This is a genomic window from Pseudomonas sp. B26(2017), from assembly GCF_002113045.1.
Classification (GTDB): Bacteria; Pseudomonadota; Gammaproteobacteria; order Pseudomonadales; family Pseudomonadaceae; genus Aquipseudomonas.
On record NZ_NEJJ01000001.1, the window covers coordinates 75,239 to 93,352 of the forward strand.

Annotated in this window: 15 protein-coding genes; 5 read left to right on the plus strand and 10 right to left on the minus strand. The window is 59.7% G+C overall.

The window, feature by feature from the left end; genetic code table 11:
* Nucleotides 1–127 precede the first annotated feature (127 nt).
* A complete protein-coding gene (locus CAF79_RS00310; protein WP_085695913.1) occupies nt 128–649 on the minus strand; it encodes a DUF4142 domain-containing protein in 522 nt (173 codons plus the stop codon).
* Between the two features lie 205 nt (nt 650–854).
* On the opposite strand from CAF79_RS00310, the gene CAF79_RS00315 reads away from it, so the two are divergent.
* On the plus strand, nt 855–1,097 hold the full coding sequence (locus CAF79_RS00315; protein ID WP_085695914.1) for a DUF465 domain-containing protein: 243 nt from the start codon (nt 855–857) through the stop codon (nt 1,095–1,097).
* Between the two features lie 109 nt (nt 1,098–1,206).
* A complete protein-coding gene (locus tag CAF79_RS29050; RefSeq protein ID WP_170929673.1) occupies nt 1,207–1,377 on the plus strand; it encodes a hypothetical protein in 171 nt (56 codons plus the stop codon).
* 15 nt (nt 1,378–1,392) lie between these two features.
* Here CAF79_RS29050 and CAF79_RS00320 read toward each other — a convergent pair whose 3' ends face one another.
* The 6 genes from CAF79_RS00320 to CAF79_RS00345 form a co-directional block, all read right to left on the minus strand.
* Entirely contained in the window at nt 1,393–2,469 is a 1,077-nt protein-coding gene (locus CAF79_RS00320; protein ID WP_085695915.1) for an SMP-30/gluconolactonase/LRE family protein, read from the minus strand.
* Nucleotides 2,466–3,611 (minus strand): sterol desaturase family protein, encoded by a 1,146-nt coding sequence (locus tag CAF79_RS00325; protein ID WP_085695916.1) that lies wholly within the window; start codon nt 3,609–3,611, stop codon nt 2,466–2,468. The genes CAF79_RS00320 and CAF79_RS00325 overlap by 4 nt, the downstream gene beginning before the upstream one ends.
* A 109-nt stretch (nt 3,612–3,720) precedes the next feature.
* The gene (locus tag CAF79_RS00330) at nt 3,721–4,584 is read right to left on the minus strand and encodes a LysR family transcriptional regulator (RefSeq protein ID WP_085610473.1); all 864 of its coding nucleotides are present in this window, start codon (nt 4,582–4,584) and stop codon (nt 3,721–3,723) included.
* Between the two features lie 123 nt (nt 4,585–4,707).
* Nucleotides 4,708–6,426 (minus strand): hydrogenase maturation protein, encoded by a 1,719-nt coding sequence (locus tag CAF79_RS00335; RefSeq protein ID WP_085695917.1) that lies wholly within the window; start codon nt 6,424–6,426, stop codon nt 4,708–4,710.
* 262 nt (nt 6,427–6,688) lie between these two features.
* Entirely contained in the window at nt 6,689–7,006 is a 318-nt protein-coding gene (locus CAF79_RS00340; protein WP_085695918.1) for an SCP2 sterol-binding domain-containing protein, read from the minus strand.
* 48 nt (nt 7,007–7,054) lie between these two features.
* Entirely contained in the window at nt 7,055–7,765 is a 711-nt protein-coding gene (locus CAF79_RS00345) for a histidine phosphatase family protein (RefSeq protein WP_085695919.1), read from the minus strand.
* 207 nt (nt 7,766–7,972) lie between these two features.
* Here CAF79_RS00345 and sohB point away from each other — a divergent pair, with 207 nt between their 5' ends.
* Both sohB and CAF79_RS00355 read left to right on the plus strand, forming a co-directional pair.
* Nucleotides 7,973–8,995 carry a protease SohB gene (gene sohB, locus CAF79_RS00350; RefSeq protein WP_085695920.1) on the plus strand — a complete coding sequence of 341 codons (1,023 nt, stop codon included), beginning with the start codon at nt 7,973–7,975 and terminating at the stop codon, nt 8,993–8,995.
* Nucleotides 8,996–9,188: 193 nt separating this feature from the next.
* Nucleotides 9,189–14,075: a dermonecrotic toxin domain-containing protein gene (locus CAF79_RS00355; protein ID WP_170929674.1), complete on the plus strand. Its 4,887-nt coding sequence runs from the start codon at nt 9,189–9,191 to the stop codon at nt 14,073–14,075.
* 42 nt (nt 14,076–14,117) lie between these two features.
* Here the strand turns inward: CAF79_RS00355 and CAF79_RS00360 are convergent, their stop codons facing one another.
* Both CAF79_RS00360 and CAF79_RS00365 read right to left on the minus strand, forming a co-directional pair.
* On the minus strand, nt 14,118–14,612 hold the full coding sequence (locus tag CAF79_RS00360) for a DUF934 domain-containing protein (protein ID WP_007959510.1): 495 nt from the start codon (nt 14,610–14,612) through the stop codon (nt 14,118–14,120).
* Nucleotides 14,596–16,254, minus strand: a complete 1,659-nt coding sequence (locus CAF79_RS00365) for a nitrite/sulfite reductase (protein WP_085695922.1) — start codon at nt 16,252–16,254, stop codon at nt 14,596–14,598. Before CAF79_RS00365 ends, CAF79_RS00360 begins: the two co-directional genes overlap by 17 nt.
* 525 nt (nt 16,255–16,779) lie before the next feature.
* On the opposite strand from CAF79_RS00365, the gene CAF79_RS00370 reads away from it, so the two are divergent.
* Nucleotides 16,780–17,853 (plus strand): ABC transporter substrate-binding protein, encoded by a 1,074-nt coding sequence (locus CAF79_RS00370; protein WP_085695923.1) that lies wholly within the window; start codon nt 16,780–16,782, stop codon nt 17,851–17,853.
* Between the two features lie 6 nt (nt 17,854–17,859).
* Here CAF79_RS00370 and CAF79_RS00375 read toward each other — a convergent pair whose 3' ends face one another.
* Entirely contained in the window at nt 17,860–18,078 is a 219-nt protein-coding gene (locus tag CAF79_RS00375) for a DUF2970 domain-containing protein (RefSeq protein ID WP_007959515.1), read from the minus strand.
* Nucleotides 18,079–18,114 lie beyond the last annotated feature (36 nt).

The window sequence follows — 18,114 nt, forward strand, 5'->3', positions numbered from 1 at the left end:
TCTGCCGCATGGAACGCACCGGTAACTTTAGTCGGCGTGACGGCGAATGCTGGCATTTTGCGCGCAACAAGACCTCAACGCAAAGAGGCCGCGTCCAATGGAGGCGGCCTCTTTGCGTATCTGGCGGTTACTTGCTGGGGTGTTTGGCCTGCAGCTCTTTGGCGGCCGCCAGGTGTTTCTCCAGACCCGGCAACATTTTCTGCGCAAAGGCCTTGAGTTCAGTGGCGCCTTTGACCTTGTCGTCAGTCACGGTGTTGGCTTGTTTCTTGAAAAGCTCGATGGTTTCTTCGTGGGCCTTGACCTGATTGTTGGCGTACGCCGCATCGAAGGATTCATCGCGCATGTCCAGGATCTTTTCCTTGGCCTGCTTGACCAGCGTCGTAGTGTCTGGCACTTCAATGTCGTTGGCCTTGGCAATCGTCGCCAGCTCATCATTGGCCTTGCCATGGTCGGTGATCATCATGTTGGCGAAGGCCTTGATGTCGGCCGACTGGCTTTTTTCCAGCGCCAGGCGGCTGGTTTCGATTTCAGCGATGCCACCGGCCGCGGCGTTATCTACGAAGTCGTTATCGGTGGCGGCGAAGGCCGAGCCCATGCCGGTGCTCAAAGCCACGGCCAGAAAAAGATGACGCAGTTTGAATCCGTCCATTGGTATTACTCCACGCAGGTTTTTGTGAGCGTTATTCAATGGAGGGAAATCGCCGACAAAAGGTTTTATCGCATTTGCGAAAGGGCGACGAACGGGCACCGCTGGTCTGACAGGAGGTCGACAGAACCGGTCAACCGAGGCCATTCTGATACCTGGCCAGCGCAATCGAACGCGTTGGCTGCCGATCAATTGACGGAGGTGTTCCATGCCGGTGACCCATGATTTGTTACAGGATTTGAAACTGACAAAGGAAGAGATCCAGCAACGACGCACCGCGGATCCACATCTGGATGCACTGATCAACAAGTATTTCCTGGCGGACGCCGAAGTCGTCAAGGCCGAGACGGCGACCTCGGATGCACCCAGCGACGACACCCTGAAGAAACTCAAAGAGAAACGCTTGCAGGTCAAAGACAGGATCGTCGAGCAATTACAGGTTCGATCCTGACCGTCAGTCGCGCCACCGGCCCTCGGTGGTGAAACGACTGGAACAACAGCCCCGACGGGCACCTCGAATGTTAAGAGTCTTCACATAGCGACTCTCAGCGAGGTGCCTTATGAAAGATCCAAAATTTCCTAGTGAAGAGCAGGGCGCATTCGACCCGGTTCCCACGCATCCCGAGCCCAATAGTCCGGCGCACACCGTCCGTAATCCTGAAGAGGAACGCAAGAGCGAGGAAATGCCGGAGGATGAAGATCCGGACAAGTTTGATCGATCCAGTAACTGACCGGCTGCCATCGCCTCACTTCAAGGCTGCCTCGAGAGGCAATCGCGCCATGTGCGTGGCCTTCAGCGAGCCGAAATACAACCACTCGCCATACTCGCGCGCCGTGGTGATCGGCGAGTAATTGCCGGCACTGGCGTCCTGCAGATTGGCGATCACCTTGCCGTCCAGATCCAGCCCCAGGACAAACCCGCGTTTCTCCACCGGTTTGGGCAGCACGGTCATGGCCCGGACGATCATCTTGCGCACGAACGGGTGTTCAGCCGTGCGATCCAGCAGTGGATTGCGCGGCGTGTACAGCGCCACCCAGAAACGATCGCGGCCATTGAATGCGAGGTTGTCCGGCAGCCCCGGCAGGTTGTCGATGAACAGGTCGTGGGTGCCGGCCTTGGGCCCGGTCAGCCAATAGCGGCTGATGCGGTAGGCGCCGGTTTCGTTGACCAGCACATAGGCGTCATCCGGGCCGAGGGTCACGCCATTGGCGAACTCCAGTCTGTCGAGCAGCACGACAGTCTTGCCGGTCTGGAAGTCGTAACGCAGCAGGCGTCCGTCGCCGCCATGCTCGATGATCGCTTCGCCATCGTGGCCGTAGCCCCAACGACTCGAAGCATCACTGAAATAGGCGTAATGCCCGGACTTGTCGATGGCCACGTCATCGGTAAACCCGAACGGCAGGCCATTGGCTTCGGTGGTCAGCGCCACGAGCTGACCCTGCGCGTCGAGCGACAGCAAACCCTTGACCCCGTCAGCGATCACCAGCAAACCGTTGGGATGCCGCGCCAGCCCCAGCGGCCGTCCGCCGGTATCCGCCAGCACCTTGCGCTGCTGCCCGTCGAGGCTGGTGCGCAGCAGGCGACCGTCGTGCAGGCCGGTAATCAGAAAGTTGTTTTCCAGCAACAGCGCTTCCGGGCCTTCGATGTCGCTCGGGCCGACTTGCGCTGCGCCCTTGAGCCGCTGGTTGACAGCGTATTGGCCTTCGGTCAGCGAGGGGGCCGGTTGCGGCGTCCAGGCCACGGGCTCGACCTTGGTCGGCAGCAACAGCAGAAAGGCCAGAACCGCGACAATCAGCAGCAACACCAGATAACGCCATCTCACACGTGGGCTCCCGCAAGAGACAGGTGCCGGGTCGCCATGTCACGCAGGGCGAGCATCGAAGCCGCCGATTCGCGATCGATGCGACGCTTGAGCAGCAGGTGGTTGGCAATGCGCAGGCCGATGCCTTCGAACTGATAATCCAGGGTGCGCACGAACCGCGTGGCATCGTTGTGCGCCGAGCATTCATAGGTCAGCAGCAACGACAGCCCCTGATCACCCTGTGCCCGGGCACACCAGCGCCGACCGGGAAGGTACTCGGTGACTTCCCAGCGCAAATGCCCCTCACGCCCGCCGGCATGGATGTCCTCGTCGAATCGCGCACCGGCATGCAGCGCACCGCTGGGGCCGTCGATCTTCAGCGAAGACGGGTGCCACTCCGGCCAGCGACTGACGGTGGCGGCGTAGGCGAGGACGGCGATCGGGTCGCCGGCGATGTCGACTGTGTGCTGCATGCGGGTCATGGGTATTCTCGAATCGGTCAGAGGGGCGATTTCCGGCTCCCAGTAGAGGGTGCCGAACAAGTAATCCATCAGCGGAAAAACGATATTGAAATTGCGTTCCTGCATGCGTTCGCGACGGTGATGCAGTTCGTGCAGGCGGCGCATCTGGCGGATCCACGGCAGGCGGGTCAACGGGTTCTGCGGCGGCAGATGCTCGCAGGCGTGAAACACTTCATAGGTCAGGTACCCGAGCACCATGCAGCCGCCGAACAGACCGGCGACGTTGCTGTTGACCTGCGCGAACAGCCACCACAGGGGCAGGGTGATCGCCAGCGTGTGCAGCACGATCAGCCAGGCGGGGAACAGAATCACCCGCCAGTCGCGGGCGCCGTCGTAGGTCATGTGCCCGGGGGTGAAGAAGCTGTGATGATCGCCGGCATGCCGGGCGTAGAACATCCGCGCAAAGCTCTTTTTGTGATGGCCGAGGTGGCGGTGCACCATGTACACGCCGAAATTGAAGAACAGCAGGGTCAGCGGCACGGTCAGCCATTCCAGCGGCCGTACCTGCTGCACGCTGCTCCAGAACGCGCCGATGGCCAGCACGCCGAACAGCAGCACGAACGCGCCGTGCAGCCACGGGTTGTAGCGGGGATGGATCGCCGCACGGTAGCGGCTGCGAAATGCCTCGGTGGTCTGCCTCACTGCGGTCACCTGCGGATATTTTTGTTATCCCGGCAGATTAGCCGATCCCGCCGTTTGTGCAGGGGCAACCTTCAGGTCACAAGTGCCATGCTCCGGTACATAGCGGCGGTCAGCTCAACGGGTTCCAGCGCTGCGACCAGTCGTCATCGGCCCTGATCACTTCGCGCAGCAGATCGAATGCCTGTTGCAGGATCGCCGAGTCGCGGTCGCGGGAGTAGACGAGGTAGGTCGGATAGCCGAATTCCGGGGCCTTGGTCACTGGCTCCAGTGCGCCGCTTTCCAGATAAGTGCGCACCACCCGGGTGCGGAAATAGCCGCTGCCGCCGTTCTCCAGAATGTACTGCAGGGCCAGCGGGCCGAGGTTGAAGCTCAGGGCGGCCTTGGCCTTCTCCGGCAGCGCCGCGTCGTGCTGGCGGCGGAAGTCCGGGCCCCAATCGATGTAAACGTAGGGAGCAGGGCGGCCGGGTGTGGTCACCAGAATCAGTTTCTCTTCCAGCACCTGCTCGACCTGCAGCCCCGGCCAGTATTCCGGTTGATAGACCAGTGCCGCATCGAGCACCCCGAGTTCGAGCTGACGCAGCAGGTTTTCGCCGTCGCGAATATCCATACGCAAGGCGTGGCCGGGGATTTTCTCCCGCAGTTCTGCGGCCCAACTGAGCATCAGCGGGTTGCACAGACTGACCTCGCCACCGATGTGCAATACGTTGTGATAACCCTCGGGCAAGGGCAGGTCGCGGCGCGCCGCTTCCCAGGTCTGCACCAGTTGATTGGCATAGACCACGAAGGCCTCGCCGTTGGCGGTCAGCCGCGCACCGGCGCGGTTGCGCACGAACAGCGTGCTGCCCAGCTGGCTTTCGAGTTTCTGGACTCGGGCGGTGATTGCCGTTTGGGTGACGAACAGCTTTTCAGCCGCCGCGGCGAGGCTGCCGTGGCGGACGATTTCCAGAAAGGTGCGGGCGAGGTCGATGTCCATGGGCGGGCCGGTGGTTGAGGTGCGCGCATTGTAAGGCAAAAGCGCCCTCAACCTGACCCTCCCGAAACGCCGGACCGGCCCGAGGGAGAGGGCCAGGGTGAGGGAAAAAGCAGACGCCGCGGACTAACCGGCCAACTCAGCCTCCCGCACTCGAGCCCAATCCTCCACCAACCGCGCCGGCGTGCAGCAGGTCTTGCGCTTATACACAAAATTCCGGCACTTCTCGGCGAACTGATTGCGGTTGTACAGCATGTCTTCCTGCATCTCTTGCAGCTCCGCTTCGCGACACTGACGAATCAACACGTGATCGACCCGCAACTTGCGTTCCCGCACCGCTGCATAAGTCGGATCACTCAGCACACTGTTGGCCCGTTGCAGCAACCACAAACCAAACTCGTCCGGGCAGCGCGGGCCGATTTCCTGAACCATGCCCAGTTGCAGCGCCTGCGCAGCGCTGACCGGCAGACAGGCCTGGGTCAGTTGTTCGGCCATCGCCGGGCCGACGGCGCGGGGCAGGCTGTAAGTCCAGTATTCCGAGCCATACAGTCCCATGCTCTTGTAATGCGGATTGAGCACGATGTCGGCGCGGGCAAACACGATGTCAGCCGCCAGTGCCAGCATCACACCACCGGCGCCAGCATTGCCGGTGATCCCGCTGACCACCAGTTGCCGCGCGTTGAGCAATTCTTCGCAGACATCATCGATGGCCTGGATATTGGCCCAGGCTTCGGCGCCCGGATCCTCGGCGGCCTGAATCACATTCAAATGCACGCCGTTGGAAAAACTGCCGCGTCCGCCCTTGATCAACAACACCTGAGTGTCGCGGGATTTGGCCCAGCGCAGCGCCTCGACCATGCGCCGGCATTGCTCGGTGCTCATGGCGCCGTTGTAGAACTCCAGCGTCAGTTCGCCGACCTGCCCGGACTCGCGATAACGGATGGGTTGATAGGCTTCGTCGCTGAACGGCGCGTTGGCGACCGACCAGTCCAGCACCGGCACGTTCGCCAGTTTTCCGGCCAACACGTGCCGCGCCGGACGCTTGAAGGTTTCTTCACCCGGTTGCGGTTTGCGTCGCAGCGAGCCGATCCACAGGCTGTGATCACCGGTGGCCACCAATACCGCGTCGTCGTGCACGGCGAGAATCTCGCCGGGAATGCCAGTGCGCTGATCGAGATGCGCGTCGTAGACGTAATACTGACCGCCGGCGAGACTGGCGAGCACGCCAGGCTGGCCGTCCGCCGCGTCAATGCAGCGTTTGATGAATCGCGAGCAGTCGTGCCAGCTGAAGGTGCGGTCGTCCTGTTTCATGTTCGGCTGCAAGCGCCCGCGAACCTTGGGATCGTTGTAATCCAGCGCCACCGGCACAAAGCCATCGATGAATTTTTCCACCACCTCGCGGATGCAAAGGATCGCCGCGTCACTGACCCGGCCGTTGTACAGCTCGGATTTGCGCAGGCCCGCCGGCAGGTTGAATTCGCAGGTGGCCCAGACCGGGCCGGCGTCCATTTCCTCTACTGCTTGCAAAGCGGTCACGCCCCAGGATGGCAACTCGCGCATGATCGCCCAGTCCAGTGCGCTGGCACCGCGATCGCCGACGATGCCGGGGTGAATGATGACCACCGGACGCTGGGTGTTGCTCCACAGCGCGTGAGGGACACGGTCTTTGAGGAACGGGCAGATCACCAGATCAGCGCCGCTGTTTTCGATCTGCTCGCACACGGCGGTTTCGTCGGTGAACAGCACCACGCTGGGTGAATGCCCGGCCTGACGCAGTTCCAGCCAGGCACGCTGAGTCAGGCCGTTGAACGCCGATGACAGAAGAATGATGTTGAGTGATCGCATGATTGCTCTTCCTTGAAAAGGTCAGCCGCAGGCTCCCGGTGAGCCGTCCGTGGCTAATCGATGGAGGCGCAAGGTTAGAGACTGGCGTGGCGGGCGCCACTGATCGAGATCAACGTTGTGTCAGCCAATGTTGCAGTGGCGACGATCTGCCTTGTCCTAAATGGTTTGGGCACTGAGTTGGCGGCGTCGTTTGCCGGTTTGAGTGCCTGAAACGACAAATCCCGCCACAGGGGCGGGATTTGTTTGCAGACGGGCTGCGGTCTTAAGCCGGGAACAGCTCGGACAGTTTCATCGACAGCATCATGTCGCCTTCAACGCGCAGCTTGCCGCCCATGAAAGCCTGCATGCCGTCGGTTTCGCCGCTGACGATACCTTTGAGGGTTTCGCTGTCCAGCACCAGCGTGCAGTTGGCGTTCGGGTTTTCGCCTTCCTGGATGTCGCAGGTGCCATCTTTGACGATCAGGGCGTATTGCTTGTCTTCGTCAGTGATGTTGAAACCGAAGACCAGATCCAGACCGGCAGCGGCGGCTGGGTTGAACTTGGCTTGCATTGCTTTTACGGCATCAGCTACGGAGGTCATGGTTCGATCCTTTTTGGTTGATTGCAGCAGGGTCACAGTAATCCGGACTCAGCGAAACGTGATGAGTTCCGGTGCCTTCAGCAGTTGCAGGTGTGCATGACTGTTGAAGGAAGCCAAAGCCACCTCGCGACCGCGGAACTTCAGCTGGTTGAGCGAGGTGTTGACGATTTGCCAATTCAGTTCAAAGGCCTGTCGTGCAGGCATTTGAGTGATGAGATGGAGCAGGGCGGTGATCGTGCCACCGGAGGTGAACACGGCAATTTTCTGGGTGTTGTCGGCCTGTTCGAGAATCCGCTGCAGCCCGGCCTGTACCCGCTCTACGAACGCCAGCCAGCTTTCCAGGCCCGGTGTGTCGTAGGTGCCGGCGAGCCAGCGTTCGATGATCAGGGCGAAGATGCGCTGGAACTCGCCACGGTTTTGCGCGGCGTTGCGCAGGATCTCCAGGGCTTCAGGCTCTTCGGGCAGCATGGCCGGGAGCAGGGCGCGGATCACGGCGTCGGCGTCGAATTCGTTGAAAGCCGAATCGATTTCCAGAACCGGAACCGGCAAACCGACGGCGGCGAACTGTTCCAGCGCGCTGTTGGCCGTGTGTTGCTGGCGGCGCAGATCGCCTGACAGGCAGCGGTCGAAGCTGATTCCGAGTTCGGCGAGGTGACGGCCGAGGATTTCTGCCTGGCGTACACCGGTCGGCGACAGGACGTCATAGTCGTCTGCACCGAAGGAGGCCTGGCCATGTCGAATCAAGTAGATGCTGCCCACGTCCGCGTCATCCCGGTACGTTGAAGGTTGTGGCGAGGTTATGGGGATGGCGGTGAGCTGTCAATGAAAAAACATACGCTTGTTTGAAATGCCTGTTCCAGCCTTGTTGCCGGAGGTTTCACGGCTGGCCGACGGGCCGGTGCATGGGTATGCTGGAGCCCATTCCCGCGCAGGTTTCACGACCGCGCATCGTTTGAAGGAGTCACTGTGGAGTTTTTGACTGAATACGCCAGTTTCCTGGCCAAGACCGTGACGCTGGTCATCGCCATTCTGGTGGTGCTGGCGAGTTTTGCTGCATTGCGCAGCAAGGGCCGGCGTAAATCCGCGGGCCAGTTGCAGGTCAGCAAGCTCAACGATTTCTATAAAGGCCTTCGTGAGCGGCTGGAGCAGACCCTGCTCGACAAGGATCAGCTCAAGGCCTTGCGCAAGGGCCAGGCCAAAACCGAGAAGAAACAGAAGAAGAAACCCGACGCCAAGCCTCGGGTGTTCGTGCTGGATTTCGACGGCGACATCAAGGCCTCGGCCACCGAAAGTCTGCGTCACGAAATCACCGCGCTGCTGACCCTGGCTACACCGAAGGACGAAGTGGTCCTGCGTCTGGAAAGCGGCGGCGGCATGGTCCACAGCTACGGTCTGGCGTCGTCGCAACTGGCGCGCATCCGTGAAGCCGGCGTGCCGTTGACCGTGTGCATCGACAAGGTCGCGGCCAGCGGTGGTTACATGATGGCCTGCATCGGCGAGAAGATCATCAGCGCGCCGTTCGCGATTCTCGGCTCCATCGGTGTGGTGGCGCAGTTGCCCAACGTCAATCGCCTGCTGAAAAAGCATGACATCGATTTCGAAGTGCTGACCGCCGGGGAATACAAACGCACCCTGACCGTGTTCGGCGAAAACACCGAGAAGGGCCGGGAGAAATTCCAGGAAGACCTGGACATCACCCACCAGCTGTTCAAGAACTTCGTCGCCCGTTATCGCCCGCAACTGGCCATTGACGAGGTCGCCACCGGTGAAGTCTGGCTCGGTATCGCGGCGCTGGACAAGCAACTGGTGGACGAACTCAAGACCAGCGACGAATACCTGGCCGAGCGTGCCAAACAGTCCGAGGTCTATCACCTGCACTATGCCGAGCGTAAAAGCCTGCAGGAACGTATCGGCATGGCGGCCAGCGGTTCGGTGGATCGCGTGTTGCTGAGCTGGTGGAGCCGTCTGACTCAGCAACGCTTCTGGTAAAGACTTCACACGCTCGTGAGCTGTCAGGCTCGCGGGCGTGCTGCATTTTCAGCGGAAGAAAGTGCGGTACATAGTTATTTTATAGTTGCCTATTGTTGTTGTTTTGCCGGTTGATTCATCAATTAATTGCGCTGTATTGAAAGAAGCTGAAACTTTACTCTGAGCGCTCTTCTCAGAAATGAAGTTGCTAAACATGGATGTTAAAAAAAGTAATTCGAATACGCCTGTCATGACGCCTGCTCAACAGGGCGTTTTTTTTGACCTGTATAAAAAGCAGATCCCGAACTGGTTGCTTGAGTCTTCGGAAACTGCTCGAAACGATCTCTATGAAAGTTTCAAGAAAAGTTTCAAATCCCGTCACGCCGCGCGGGAAAAATTGCGCGCACTGAAATCCCCTCAGAGTTTTTGCACGCCACTGCTGGCCAAGGCCATGGCCGAGAAACTGGGCGAACCCTTTGAGGTCGAAGGGGCGATATTTCAGCATGTCCGCTCTGCGTCGAGCCTCTTGGGGCTGCATAGAAAACTGGTGCTGCCCATCAATCGCGATTTGTTGACCGCGGCTTGCGAGAATTTCGAATTGTCGGAAACCCTGGCCAGCACGTATCACGAGAGTTCCTTGCTGTACATCCCGGAGCGGATAACCGGACGGAACAATAAGGTATTGTCGATACAGCCTCACGAATTTGCCAGGCTTTGCCGGTATCTGGATCTGGGCAAGCAATACCAGAAACATATTGAGGGGTTCTTCGGCAGCGACAGTCAAATCGCAAGTTTGCAGGAGTCCGCTATTGCATATTCCAGGGATCAGTTTGATGTCGAACGGCACATCGCTTATATGCGCGGGCATATCAGTTCCGATGTTCACCAGATGCTTGGATCGGTGAGGAACTCGAATCCTGCAATCAAGCTGGGCAAGAACACCCTGGGTTATCAAAGCCTTGAAATTCTCGGAGTACAGCTCAAAGGCCCGATGTTCATCGGTCCGGTCAGCGAACATGCGGATGACGATTACCGTTGTGTCATCTATATGCCTGGCGATCCCGATCATCCTCTCAAGGAGTACCCCAGTTTCCAGAAGTTCGAGCTCGAGTTGAGCGGGCGTTTACGCAACTCGCAGTTTCGCAGTTTTTTCATGCGCTTCATCCCGATGAAGGATCGCTCGGTTTTCCTCACGGGACTCGACGTACGTCTGTTGAAAGCCCGACCGAACCAGTTCCCCGTTTCCACGACCTTTCTTCCGCTGAATGGGATCGATCTCCAGGGGGACGCAAGAGATAACCTGTTTCTCGCGATGTTCCAGCACCGCGCGGAGCAGGTTCGGGCCGATACTCGCCTGCTGGTAGTGCCGACGGATGATGAAGATGAGAAAACCCGCCTTGCCAGGCAGGACTCCTATAAAGCCATCGGGCTGAATACGCTGTTGTTCTTTGCGTCCTTCGTGCCGGTTCTCGGTGAGGTCATTTGTGCCGTCGCCGGGATCCAGTTGCTCGGTCAGATCTACGAAGGCATCGACAGTTGGGCCCACGGTGACCAGGAACATGCCACCGATTGTCTGTTCGATACGCTTGAAAACCTGATCCTCATGGCGGGTTTTGCCGCAGGCGGTCTTGCTGTCGGCAAAGCCTACAAAGTCGTGCGTTCGTCGAGTTTCATCCAGGGACTTCGGCGCGTTCAGGTTGGCCCAATGTCTTATCGCCTGTGGAATCCGGACATGAAGGCTTACCGTCAGCGCGAGTCATTGCCGCGCAGTTTTGCTGCGGATGCGCAAGGGCTGGTATGGCGTGCAGACAACCGCTATTTGCCGCTGGGTCCCGACGCGTATGCGGTGCGTCCGGTGACCGGCACCGGTTTGTGGGAGGTCCATGACCCGCACTTGCCCGGGCGTTATTCACCGTTGCTTGAGACCAATGGAGCTGGCGCCTGGCGTCATGACTCCGAGCTGCCCCATGATTGGAGTTCGTTGACCCTGTTCCGTCGTCTGGGTTTTCGCGAGGACAGGATTTCGGACATCCGTGCCCTGCAAGTCATTGCGGCCAGCGGAGTCAGCCAGGCGGCCATGCGCAAGTTATTTGTCCAACGCAGCAAGCCAATGGCGATGCTCACAGACTCGGTCAGACGGTTTCGTGCAGATTCCGACGTCAGTGAGTTCATGGCGCAAATTGACACGCCCGCGTCTGCTTCATTGGCGGATGCCGATCTGCAACTTTATTCGCTGACAGCGGCAGGTCGCTGGCCACGGGATATGGGCATCCTTGTGAAGGACATTACTGGAAACGAAGTGGCCCGCTATGGCGCAGACAAGACTGAACGCCAGGTGAGCATCAGTGAGGATGCACTGCGCAACGGTCAGTTTTATACGCCTCTTCTGGCGGCACTCAACGACAGTGAGCGCACACACTTGCTGGGTTCGGCCACTGTGGAGTCGAAAAACCAGATAGCGTTATTGGGTAAACATATTGCCGGGCTGGCGCCGCGGATGCGCATGGCGATGTTGGAGCGGTTGTTCCGGCGAACCGATGTCTGTGAGCTTTCCGCAGGCGAGACGATCATCAAGGCGTTTCCAGGGCTTTCAGCCAGTGTTGCCGACGAACTGGTGCAACATGCCGATGCGCGTGAGTGGGCGCAGCTTGAATCCGACACCGTACCGTTGCGTCTGGCCGAGGAAGCCAGGCGCTATCAGCAGGTACAGCGACTGAACCGCGCGTACGAGGGGTTATACCTGGACGCCGCCAGCGGGCGCGATGCAGACATGCTGGTACTCGATACCCTGAGCCACTTGCCGGGCTGGCCTGATGATGTATTTGTCGAAATTCTGGATTGGGGAGTGTACGCCGATCAGCGGGCCGTCATTGGCCCGAACGATGCCCCACACAAAGTGCTTGTCGAAGCCTATGCCGAGCGCTATCAGGTCCAGGATCCGCGTAACAATAGCGTGTCCAGTCATCCGGCACGCACCCGGGCGAATTTTTTCCAGGCGCTGTGGGAAAGCCTTCCAACCCACAGTCGCAAGGCCATCGGCGTTGACGCGCAAGTTGACGGCACGGGCTTGCGACAGAAAATCACTGCATTGGCGCTGCAGCGGCGCGAAGCCTTCGCCAGGGTGCTGGAAATTGCACCGGTGCGATCGAGTTATCGTTCACCCATGGGGCTGGCAGATCCCCGGATCGAACAGGTCACTGTCGAGCAATCGGCACCTTCAAGCCATTCTTCTCCTGGCATTTCCCCCGCGCCCGCGCTCGTGCGTCGGGCGCAGGAGTTGTACCCGAGCCAATCAACCGCACAGATCAAACGTTTCGTGACCTCACTGGGCACCGATGAAGTACTGGCCATCAGATCGCTTGAGCGGTTGCACGAGCAATACCGAACGATGGTGGAAACCCTGGAGCGCTGGACTCATCGCAATACGTACTATCAGGATGAAGAAGGGCCCAGGCTCAAGGTGCCAGTCCACAGCAAAGCCCGGGCAATGCAAGCCATTTTGCGCGCGTGGCGCAAGGAAACCCGCGACGCGTCGCATCCGGGGCATCCGACCTACAGTCTGACCCTCGATCCGGTGCCGTTAGGGGAGATGCCGACCCTTGTCGGTGACTTTGCCCACATCACCGCGCTGGAAATGAGCGGCGTGGGCGCCAGTGCAGGTTTGAACAGGTTTCTGCACAACTTTCCCGGATTGCGGGTGCTGAATCTTTCGGGGAACGGACTGACACGCATCCCTCTCGCGATCGGGGACATGCCGGGGCTGACGGGGCTGGACTTGAGCAACAACCGCATCCGGCTTACCGGGCAGACGATTGTGGAGCTGGCCAGCAAGCAGCACCTGCGTACGCTGGATATGGGTTTCAACCCGCTCCTGGGGCGCACTCCGGATATCAGGGCGCTGCGCAATCTGCGTCACCTGAACCTGCGCAACACCGGCATTAGCGAATGGCCCGCAACCGATGCGCTTGCGCATCTGGAAACACTCGATCTGCGCAATAACCAGATCGTCGATATCCCGCCATCAGTGTTCAACTCTCGCGCTGTACTGAACCGGGGTACCGCCATCGACGGCAATCCGCTGTCGACAGAGAGTTTGCAAGCCATCGCGGCGTACCAGCAGTCACAAGGTATCAGTCTGGGCGTTAGCACCACCGAGTACGCCCGCGCCGCGCGGTTGGCCGGAGGTCGGGAAGGGACCGCGTGGGTAAATGGCTTGCCGACGGTGGAGGTTGAGCGGGCGAAGCAAGTACTGTTGTCACTGTCGGCTGATCCGGACTCTCGGGATTTTTTTGAAGTGCTCATGCAACTGCGTGAAACCTCCGATTTTGCCCGAACCCGCGAACAGCTGGGCCAGCGTGTGTGGAATGTGCTGGAGGCTGCCTGCGAGGACGACTCGTTGCGTCGTGCGCTGTTTCGCATGGCCCGCGCAGGCTGGCTCAGTGCGCCCAACGTTGCTGGACTGTTCAGCGATCTGGAAGTCAGAGTTCTGTGTTATCGGGCAGCGGCAGCGGCCCGCACCGGCACGCAGACTCTGGAAGGCGATCTGGTTCGCCTGTTGCGGGGGCTGTTTCGTTTGCAGCAGGTGGAAAAACAGGCGTTGATCGATAGTGCGCGGCGTTCCCGCGCAGGCACCTTCACCCAGCGTCAGGCGCTGGACATCAGTCTTGTTTACCGGGTACGACTGGCGCAGCGCCTGGCATTGCCTGCACAACCCACGGAGCTGAATATGCCACTGGATGTCGAGGTGACCGATGCGCAGATCGATCACGCGTATCTGGAGGTCGTCAGGGCCGAGCAGACGACGCAACTCTCTGAGTGGGTCAACAGCCAGGAATTCTGGACCGAGTATTTGCTGACGACGCATCAGGACGCATTTACCAGCGTGTTCGATCGCAGCGCTCAAGCGTTTGCGCGACTGGAAGCGCAAGCCGGACTGTCTCGTGAAGCCGCCAGCCAACAAATGACGACGATTCTAGACAACTTCAGAAATGACAGCCTGGAGCTGCGTAAACAGTTGACCATTGCGGCGCTGGCGAGGCATCCGGGTCTGAGCTTGCCGGTCACGCCGGGATCGAACGAATTGGTAAAAACGCAGGGATAAGCAGCAATACCCGAGCCCGCGATTGCAGGCTCGGGTACACGGTCAACGGCGACGGAACAGCGGCAGCGGTTCGTCAGTGGCGGCCTGATAGGTCACCGAGAAGTCCTTGAGGCTTTCAAGGGCGTCGTACGGGTCTTTGTCCGCACGCAGGGCGAAGGCATCGAAACCGCAACGGCGCATATAGAACAGCTGATCGCGCAGCACGTCGCCGATGGCCCGCAGCTCGCCTTTGAAACCGTAACGGTCACGCAGCAGGCGGGCGTTGGAGTAGTTGCGACCGTCGGTGAAGGCCGGGAAGTTCAGGGCAATCACCTGGAACTCGTTCACGTCGTCACCGATTTCCTCGGCTTCTTCGTCGGCATCCAGCCACACACCCAGACCGCCGTCGCGGGCCTTGAGCATGCGGGCGTGCTCACGCCACAGCTGCAGCGGGACGATCAGGTCGTCGCAGTTGCTGATTTCGTCGATGTTGAAATCCTTGGGCAGCAGGTGCCAGGTCTCGTCGACGACCTCGTTGTTCTTAATGATTCGCTGCATAGACGCGTTCCTTGAAGAGGTCGATGCCAATACGCTGGTAGGTGTCGATGAAACGCTCGTCTTCGGTGCGTTGTTCCACGTACACGTCGATCAGTTTGGAGATCACGTCCGGCATGTCTTCCTGAGCGAAAGACGGGCCGAGGATCTTGCCCAGGCTGGCGTCACGGCTGGCGCTGCCGCCGAGCGAAACCTGGTAGAACTCTTCACCTTTCTTGTCCACGCCCAGAATGCCGATGTGGCCGACATGGTGGTGACCGCAGGCGTTCATGCAACCGGAGATGTTCAGGTCCAGTTCACCGATGTCGAACAGGTAGTCCAGGTCGTCGAAACGGCGCTGGATCGATTCGGCAATCGGGATCGACTTGGCGTTGGCCAGAGAGCAGAAATCGCCGCCAGGGCAGCAGATGATGTCGGTCAGCAAGCCGATGTTCGGCGTGGCGAAGCCGCTTTCACGCAGCTCGCCCCACAGGGTGAACAGCTGGCTCTGCTCGACGTCGGCCAGAATGATGTTCTGCTCGTGGGAGGTGCGCAATTGACCAAAGCTGTAGCGGTCGGCCAGGTCGGCGACGGCGTCGAGCTGTTTGTCGGTGATGTCGCCCGGTGCAACGCCGGTCGGCTTCAGGGACAGGGTCACGGCCACGTAGCCCGGCTTCTTGTGCGCCAGGGTGTTGCGGGCGCGCCAGCGGGCGAAGCCCGGATGCTCTTTGTCGAGAGCGGCCAGTTCGGCGTCCTGATTGCTCAGCGCCTTGTAGTCCGGGTCGACGAAGTGTTTGGCGACGCGATGAACTTCGGCTTCGGTCAGAGTGGTCTGGCCGCCGCGCAGGTGTTCCATTTCGGCATCGACTTTCTGGGCGAAGACTTCCGGAGTCAGCGCCTTGACGAGGATCTTGATCCGCGCCTTGTATTTGTTGTCACGACGGCCGTAGCGGTTGTAGACCCGCAGGATCGCGTCGAGATAGCTCAGCAGGTCCTGCCATGGCAGGAACTCGTTGATGAACGCGCCTACGACCGGAGTACGACCCAGACCGCCGCCCACCAGCACGCGGAAACCGAGTTCGCCAGCCGCGTTGTGCACTGGCTCAAGGCCGATGTCGTGGACTTCGATGGCCGCACGGTCGGAGGTCGAACCGTTGACGGCGATCTTGAATTTGCGCGGCAGGTAGGCGAATTCCGGATGGAAGGTCGTCCATTGACGAACGATTTCGCACCACGGACGCGGGTCGATCAATTCGTCGGCCGCAACACCGGCGAACTGGTCGGTGGTGACGTTGCGCAGGCAGTTGCCGCTGGTCTGGATCGCGTGCATCTGCACGGTGGCCAGCTCGGCGAGGATGTCCGGGATGTCTTCGACCGCCGGCCAGTTGAACTGCACGTTCTGGCGCGTACTGATGTGGGCGTAGCCCTTGTCATAGTCGCGGGCGATTTTGGCCATCATGCGCATCTGACGCGAAGTCAGCTGGCCGTAAGGCACCGCCACGCGCAACATCGGCGCGAAACGCTGGATATACAGGCCATTTTGCAGGCGCAGGGGGCGGAATTCTTCTTCGCTCAGCTCACCTGCCAGATAGCGTCGGGTCTGATCACGGAACTGCTTGACGCGGTCCTCGATGATCCGCTGATCGTACTCGTCGTATACGTACATATAAGTCCTGTTCTCAGGCTTGGGCCACTCGGAAAACGCTGCGTTTTCGCTTGCTGGAGTCCGATGGTTCCTCTGCAATTCTGCGCGCACGGCCGCGCACTCCTTGACGGAGCCGGGGCAATATACCCGTTTGCAGTTATGCGCAAAAGTGATGTTTGAGTATATGGAAAGAACCAAATCGCCTAACGAGAATAACTGTCAACTAACCCACATTTGTCGTGCGGTCAATCATCGTCTTAACTGTGGTCGAGTCTTTCTGCAATCACCGACAAAACCGACAAGAGGCGATGCAATGAGCAACCCAACCAAGGCAAGGAAAAGCGATAGCAGCGTCGATGCATGGGCCATTCTGTTCCTGATCATTCTGGTCGTTGGAACAGCGGTGTTCTGGGTCAGCCATCAGTAAAACGACTCGTCCGGGCCCCGCTTGCGACGATTGTCGGACAAAAGGCGGGATCAAGCGCCAAAGGCCAGGCGATCAATGGCTATAATGCGCGGCCATTTTTCCCTGGGCCCGGATGTTTCATGTTCAAGCTTCTCCACATCAGCCTGCTCCTGTTCGGCGCGGTTTTCGCTACCTGCGCGCGTGCGGAGTCGGTGCTGTTCCTGAATCCGGGCTCGACTCAGGAAACGTTCTGGCTCAGCTACTCGCAGTTCATGCAGGCCGCTGCCCGGGACCTGGGTGTGGACTTGCGCATTCTCTACGCCCAGCGCAATCCCGAACTGACCCTGGCCCAGGCGCGCCTGGCCCTGCAAGGGCCAGATCGCCCGGACTATCTGGTGTTCGTCAACGAACAGTACGTGGCGCCGCAGATCCTGCGCATGGCCAATGGCAGCGGCGTGAAGCTCTTTATTGTCAACTCGGCACTCACACCCAGCCAGAAGGCGCTGATGGCAGATCGTGCTGATCACATCGGCAGCCTGGTGCCCAACGATGAAGAGGGCGGCTATCTGATGATGAAGGAGCTGATTCGCTTGCATCCACCCGTGGCGCCCGGTGAAAGCATTGATCTGCTGGCCTTTTCCGGTCTGAAAATCACCCCTTCGGCGCAACTGCGCGAAAAGGGCATGCAGCGGGCGCTGGCCGAGCACCCTCAGGTGCGTTTGCGACAACTGGTCTACGGTGGCTGGACGCAGCAACGGGCCTACGAGCAGGCCAGACAGTTGCTGGTCCGCTATCCCGACGTTTCGTTGGTGTGGGCGGCCAACGATGAAATGGCCTTCGGTGCGATGCGCGCCGTTTCCGAGGCCGGCAAAGTACCGGGCAAGGACGTATTGTTCAGCGCGGTCAATACCTCGGCCAAAGCTTTGCAGGCGGTAGTGGATGGGCGCTTGAGCGCCTTGCTCGGCGGCCATTTCACTCTGGGCGGCTGGGCGCTTGTCGAGTTGCACGATCACGCGCAAGGCGTCGATCTGAACCAATATGGCGGTCGTGACCGGCAGATTCCTTTGTTACAACTGATCGACAGGGATCATGCCCGCCGAATTCTTGCCATGGGCGCCTCGCCAGACTACGGCGTGCACTTTCGCAAACTGTCGGCGAAGGGCCGTCCGGTTTCGTATCGCTATCCATTCAACCTGCAGACCCTGATGCACTGACGCAGATCAGACGCCCGCCAGATGCACCACCAGTTGCACGATGCCGAACAGCGTCAGGGCGAACACCGCCGTGAACGCGATGCCCAGGAAGATGAAGTGGCTGGGCTTTCCATGGGTGAAGTCCCTTGCCCGGTTCTTGCCGCTCTGCACCCCGAACGCCGCTGCCATGACGCTGTGCAGCATCTGCCAGAAGGTCGGTGGCTTGTTGTCGACTGGATCGTCCATACATCCCTCGTCTTAAAGTGTGCCTATTGAGCATAG

What these genes read in the sequence shown, in the direction of transcription:
- CAF79_RS00310 (WP_085695913.1), bottom strand. Translation starts at nt 649, where the DNA reads ATGGACGGATTCAAACTGCGTCATCTTTTTCTGGCCGTGGCTTTGAGC.
- CAF79_RS00315 (WP_085695914.1), top strand. Translation starts at nt 855, where the DNA reads ATGCCGGTGACCCATGATTTGTTACAGGATTTGAAACTGACAAAGGAA.
- CAF79_RS29050 (WP_170929673.1), top strand. Translation starts at nt 1,207, where the DNA reads ATGAAAGATCCAAAATTTCCTAGTGAAGAGCAGGGCGCATTCGACCCG.
- CAF79_RS00330 (WP_085610473.1), bottom strand. Translation starts at nt 4,584, where the DNA reads ATGGACATCGACCTCGCCCGCACCTTTCTGGAAATCGTCCGCCACGGC.
- CAF79_RS00335 (WP_085695917.1), bottom strand. Translation starts at nt 6,426, where the DNA reads ATGCGATCACTCAACATCATTCTTCTGTCATCGGCGTTCAACGGCCTG.
- CAF79_RS00340 (WP_085695918.1), bottom strand. Translation starts at nt 7,006, where the DNA reads ATGACCTCCGTAGCTGATGCCGTAAAAGCAATGCAAGCCAAGTTCAAC.
- CAF79_RS00355 (WP_170929674.1), top strand. Translation starts at nt 9,189, where the DNA reads ATGGATGTTAAAAAAAGTAATTCGAATACGCCTGTCATGACGCCTGCT.
- CAF79_RS00360 (WP_007959510.1), bottom strand. Translation starts at nt 14,612, where the DNA reads ATGCAGCGAATCATTAAGAACAACGAGGTCGTCGACGAGACCTGGCAC.
- CAF79_RS00365 (WP_085695922.1), bottom strand. Translation starts at nt 16,254, where the DNA reads ATGTACGTATACGACGAGTACGATCAGCGGATCATCGAGGACCGCGTC.
- CAF79_RS00370 (WP_085695923.1), top strand. Translation starts at nt 16,780, where the DNA reads ATGTTCAAGCTTCTCCACATCAGCCTGCTCCTGTTCGGCGCGGTTTTC.
- CAF79_RS00375 (WP_007959515.1), bottom strand. Translation starts at nt 18,078, where the DNA reads ATGGACGATCCAGTCGACAACAAGCCACCGACCTTCTGGCAGATGCTG.